The 4,646-nt window shown below is 48.5% G+C and carries 4 protein-coding genes, 4 tRNA genes and 1 rRNA gene; 8 read left to right on the top strand and 1 reads right to left on the bottom strand.

Translation table 11 applies throughout. The annotated features are described in order from the left end of the window. Positions 1–19: 19 nt before the first annotated feature. From rrf to birA, 3 genes are all read left to right on the top strand, one after another. A 5S ribosomal RNA gene (gene rrf / locus KXR87_RS23160) occupies positions 20–135 on the top strand. Between the two features lie 136 nt (positions 136–271). Further along, positions 272–1,300 carry a UDP-N-acetylmuramate dehydrogenase gene (murB, locus tag KXR87_RS23155; protein WP_437434527.1) on the top strand — a complete coding sequence of 343 codons (1,029 nt, stop codon included), beginning with the start codon at positions 272–274 and terminating at the stop codon, positions 1,298–1,300. Beyond that, positions 1,297–2,259, top strand: coding sequence for a bifunctional biotin--[acetyl-CoA-carboxylase] ligase/biotin operon repressor BirA (gene birA, locus KXR87_RS23150; RefSeq protein ID WP_437434526.1), 963 nt, complete (start codon positions 1,297–1,299; stop codon positions 2,257–2,259). The genes murB and birA overlap by 4 nt, the downstream gene beginning before the upstream one ends. 31 nt (positions 2,260–2,290) lie before the next feature. Here birA and coaA read toward each other — a convergent pair whose 3' ends face one another. Continuing rightward, positions 2,291–3,241: a type I pantothenate kinase gene (coaA, locus tag KXR87_RS23145; RefSeq protein WP_437434525.1), complete on the bottom strand. Its 951-nt coding sequence runs from the start codon at positions 3,239–3,241 to the stop codon at positions 2,291–2,293. A 622-nt stretch (positions 3,242–3,863) separates the two neighbouring features. Between coaA and KXR87_RS23140 the strand changes: the two genes are divergently transcribed. The 5 genes from KXR87_RS23140 to KXR87_RS23120 all read left to right on the top strand — a co-directional run. Further along, positions 3,864–3,939: transfer RNA gene (locus KXR87_RS23140), tRNA-Thr, on the top strand. An 8-nt stretch (positions 3,940–3,947) separates the two neighbouring features. Beyond that, positions 3,948–4,032: transfer RNA gene (locus tag KXR87_RS23135), tRNA-Tyr, on the top strand. Positions 4,033–4,149: 117 nt separating this feature from the next. Continuing rightward, a tRNA-Gly gene (locus KXR87_RS23130) sits at positions 4,150–4,224 on the top strand. A 6-nt stretch (positions 4,225–4,230) separates the two neighbouring features. Continuing rightward, positions 4,231–4,306: transfer RNA gene (locus KXR87_RS23125), tRNA-Thr, on the top strand. A 110-nt stretch (positions 4,307–4,416) separates the two neighbouring features. Then, a partial coding sequence (locus KXR87_RS23120) for a GTP-binding protein (protein ID WP_437432847.1) occupies positions 4,417–4,646 on the top strand: 230 nt, incomplete at its 3' end.

Here is a 4,646-nt window from a genome sequence, read left to right as displayed (position 1 = left end):
ACAGAGCACAAAGAATTTGCCTGGCGGCACTAGCGCGGTGGTCCCACCTGACCCCATGCCGAACTCAGAAGTGAAACGCCGTAGCGCCGATGGTAGTGTGGGGTCTCCCCATGCGAGAGTAGGGAACTGCCAGGCATCAAACAAGTGAAAAGCCCATCCTGACGGATGGGCTTTTTGCGTTTTCATTGCCCATGAAACCTTCTCTATAACCACAAGCGCTCACCCTGTAGATACGGTAAACTACCCCGGTTTCTGCATCAGGATAGCGTCTATGAATCACTCCCTTAAGCCCTGGAATACCTTTGGTATTAACCGGAATGCTCACAATATTGTCTGCGCTGACAGTGTTCAGTCATTACTGAACGCCTGGCAAAGCGCGACTCAAAACCATCAACCGGTACTCATTCTGGGCGAAGGTAGCAATGTTCTCTTCCTGGAGGATTTTACAGGAACGGTTATTGTTAACCGGATTATGGGCATCGACGTCACTGAAAGTGATGACAGCTGGCATATTCACGTCGGAGCCGGGGAAAACTGGCACAAACTGGTGCAATTTACTCTTAATAACCACATCCCCGGACTGGAAAACCTGGCGCTGATACCGGGGTGTGCAGGCTCCTCACCAATTCAAAACATTGGTGCTTATGGCATAGAGCTTAAAAACGTCTGTGAGTACGTAGACTGTGTCGAACTGGCAACGGGAGAGGCAAAACGTCTCAGTGCTGAAGAGTGCCGTTTTGGTTACCGGGACAGCATCTTTAAGCATGAATACCAGGATCGCTATGTGATTGTCGCAGTCGGTCTGCGTTTAGCCAAAAGATGGACACCGATCTTATCCTATGGTGATCTGATCCGTCTGGATCCTGCTACCGTGACGGCCAAAGAAGTGTTTGATACGGTCTGTCATATGCGTATGAGTAAGTTGCCTGATCCAAAAGTAAATGGTAACGCAGGCAGCTTCTTCAAAAACCCCGTGATTTCCCATCATAAAGCGACATCTTTACTCGCCGAATGGTCACATGCGCCTCATTATCCCCAGGCTGACGGGAGCGTAAAGCTAGCCGCGGGATGGCTTATCGATCAATGTAAGCTGAAGGGTACGAGGATCGGTGGCGCTGCTGTACATCGTCAGCAGGCACTGGTACTAATCAATGAATGTGATGCGACCAGTGATGATGTAGTCAGACTGGCACACCTTGTCCGCCAGCATGTAGGTGAAAAATTCGATATCTGGCTGGAGCCTGAAGTGCGATTTATTGGCCCAGGTGGTGAAGTAAACGCGGTGGAGGCTATAGCATGAAGGACAACACAATCCCCTTAACGCTGGTTTCACTCCTCGCTGATGGCGAGTTTCACTCTGGTGAGCAGCTCGGGGAACGTCTGGGAATGAGTCGTGCAGCGATTAATAAACACATCCAGACGCTACGTGACTGGGGAGTGGACGTCTTTACGGTGCCGGGTAAGGGATACAGTCTGCCAGAACCGATACAGCTGCTGAGTCAGAGCTACATTTCCGAAAGAATACGGGACGGTAATGTCTCGGTTTTATCCGTTATTGACTCCACTAACCAGTACCTGCTGGACAGGATTTCAGAGATTGAGTCTGGTGATGCGTGTGTGGCGGAATACCAGCAGGCAGGTCGTGGCAGACGTGGCCGTAAATGGTTTTCTCCCTTCGGTGCCAATCTCTATCTTTCGATGTACTGGCGTCTTGAGCAAGGACCCGCTGCGGCTATAGGGTTAAGTCTTGTAATCGGTATGGTGATGGCTGAGGTTTTGCAAGCGTTAGGCGCAGAGAAGGTTCGCGTAAAATGGCCCAATGATCTCTACCTGAACGATCGTAAACTGGCAGGTATTCTCGTCGAACTTACGGGAAAAACAGGTGATGCGGCACAAATTGTAATTGGTGCTGGCATTAACCTGGTCATGCGTAACGTCAAGGAGAATGTCATCAGTCAGGGGTGGACTAATCTACAGGAAGCAGGGATTTCCATCGATCGTAACGAACTGGCGGTACGCTTAATTTCAGAACTGCGTTCGGCGCTTGCCCTTTTTGAAGAGGAGGGGCTTGCTCCCTGGCTTTCACGCTGGGACCAGCTAGATAACTTTATCAACCGGCCCGTTAAACTCATTATTGGTGAAAAAGAGATTTTTGGTATTTCCCGGGGTATTGATGTGCAAGGGGCGTTACTGCTTGAGCAGGACGGAGTAATTAAGCCCTGGATGGGCGGAGAGATTTCACTACGAAGTGCCGAATAATGAAAAAGGGGGAGCCATAGCTCCCCTTTACTTATTTTCGCAAGCGTACCTGTTCTACTGCATGATTAGCACTTTTAGTCATTATCAGACTCGCGCGCTCACGCGTAGGAAGAATATTTTCCTGAAGATTAAGCCAGTTAATTTCCTGCCATAAGGACGTTGCAATTTCAATCGCTTCGGATTCTGAAAGTTTTGCATAGTTATGGAAATAGGAGTCAGGATCGGTGAACGCGCCTTCTCTGAATTTCAGGAAGCGGTTGATATACCAGCGTTGCAGCAGTTCTTCCGGCGCATCAACATATATGGAAAAATCGACGAAGTCCGAAACAAATACATGATGCGGATCGTGCGGATAATCCATGCCGCTTTGCAGGACATTAAGCCCTTCAAGAATCAAGATATCAGGCTGGGCTACGGTTTTATCCCCATCGGGAATCACATCGTAAATCAAATGCGAGTATATGGGTGCCGTGACGTTCGGGACACCGGATTTAATATCTGATACGAACTTCACTAAACGGTGCATATCATAGGATTGTGGAAACCCTTTTTTCTTCATTAAATCGCGGTCTTTAAGTACCTGATTAGGGTGCAAGAAACCGTCAGTGGTAATGAGTTCAACCCGACGGTGTTCAGGCCAACGACTTAATAACGCTTGCAGCACACGCGCAGTCGTACTTTTACCAACAGCAACGCTGCCGGCAATGCTTATGATATAAGGGATACGTTGTCCATTTGTGCCTAAAAACTGCTCAAGCACGGCCTGACGCCGCAGATTAGAACTTATATAAAAATTGAGTAATCGCGACAGCGGCAGATAGATTTCAGCGACCTCTTCAAGAGAAAGGTCCTCATTAATACCTTTTAACCGGGCGATTTCGCCTTCAGTCAGCGTCATTGGCACTGAATCACGAAGCGCAGCCCATTGGCTACGATTAAACTGTAAGTAGGGCGTCATTAACGTTTGCTCTTTATTACTCATAAGCTTTCTGCCTGCCAATCTGGCCCACCGCACGTGCTCATGGAACACTGCGATATGCCTTTTCTTTAGATATTGCGATGGCGTGACGTTATTGAAATAAGTTAGGACAATGGGCAGGAGGTTAACACCAGATGACAGGGAATAATATGAAAAATGTCTAACTGATAATGCTTACGTGAAGCGGCATATCTCTGGCAGGCTACCGGCACCGGTAATGCCCCCTCTTTCTCTGCCGTCTATGATGTCCGGCATGGACTTGTGCCTGCTGGCACGCCTTAACGAGATAAACCAACCGATGAAGTCGCACCTCCTGACCAGAAGAGGATGGCAAAGCGATGCCGACGTATTCTTTTATCAACCGCTTATTTCTACTCTTCTTGCCAGGCGACCCTGTTGCAGAGGAGGCTCTTACAACGTTTAAGATAATAGAAAGCCACGTTTTAAAGAATGTCAGGACGTTATTAACCCGCTGAATTCAGGATGCCGCTCGTTTTTTACTCTGAGTTGCTTGAAATAGCATCATTTTTCTGACGGTTAGCACAAAATGTGAGCGAAAGAACATTTTGTGCAATTTTTTAGTTGCATGAAGTCGCAGGTCTCCATAGAATGCGCGCTACTTGATGCCGACTTAGCTCAGTAGGTAGAGCAACTGACTTGTAATCAGTAGGTCACCAGTTCGATTCCGGTAGTCGGCACCATCAAGTCCGGTGGGGTTCCCGAGCGGCCAAAGGGAGCAGACTGTAAATCTGCCGTCACAGACTTCGAAGGTTCGAATCCTTCCCCCACCACCACTTTCTGGCAGCGTTTTCGCCGCCTGAGCGGGTTAGAAAAATTAATCAGCTCAAACAACAAAAAGAGATTTATCTCTTTTTTTGTACAGAAAGAACTGGGTAGCCGAGTTTCAGGATGCGGGCATCGTATAATGGCTATTACCTCAGCCTTCCAAGCTGATGATGCGGGTTCGATTCCCGCTGCCCGCTCCAAGACGTGCTGATATGGCTCAGTTGGTAGAGCGCACCCTTGGTAAGGGTGAGGTCCCCAGTTCGACTCTGGGTATCAGCACCACTTCATTCCTCCCTCCCAATTCTCTCTGTTACTTAATTCAACAAGTCGGGCATGTTGCCTGGTTGATGTGGTGATATCACCGATTTATCCGTGTCTTAGAGGGACAATCGATGTCTAAAGAAAAGTTTGAACGTACAAAACCGCACGTTAACGTCGGTACTATCGGCCACGTTGACCATGGTAAAACAACGCTGACTGCTGCAATCACTACCGTTCTGTCCAAAACCTACGGTGGCCAGGCTCGTGCATTCGATCAGATCGATAACGCGCCGGAAGAAAAAGCACGTGGTATCACCATCAACACCTCTCACGTTGAATACGATACCGAAATCCGTCACTA

Origin of the sequence: Yokenella regensburgei, assembly GCF_051486985.1 — a bacterium.
GTDB lineage: Bacteria > Pseudomonadota > Gammaproteobacteria > Enterobacterales > Enterobacteriaceae > CBFFRJ01.
The sequence above is the reverse complement of the archived record's forward strand: the minus strand, read 5'-3'. Positions and strand labels throughout refer to the sequence as shown.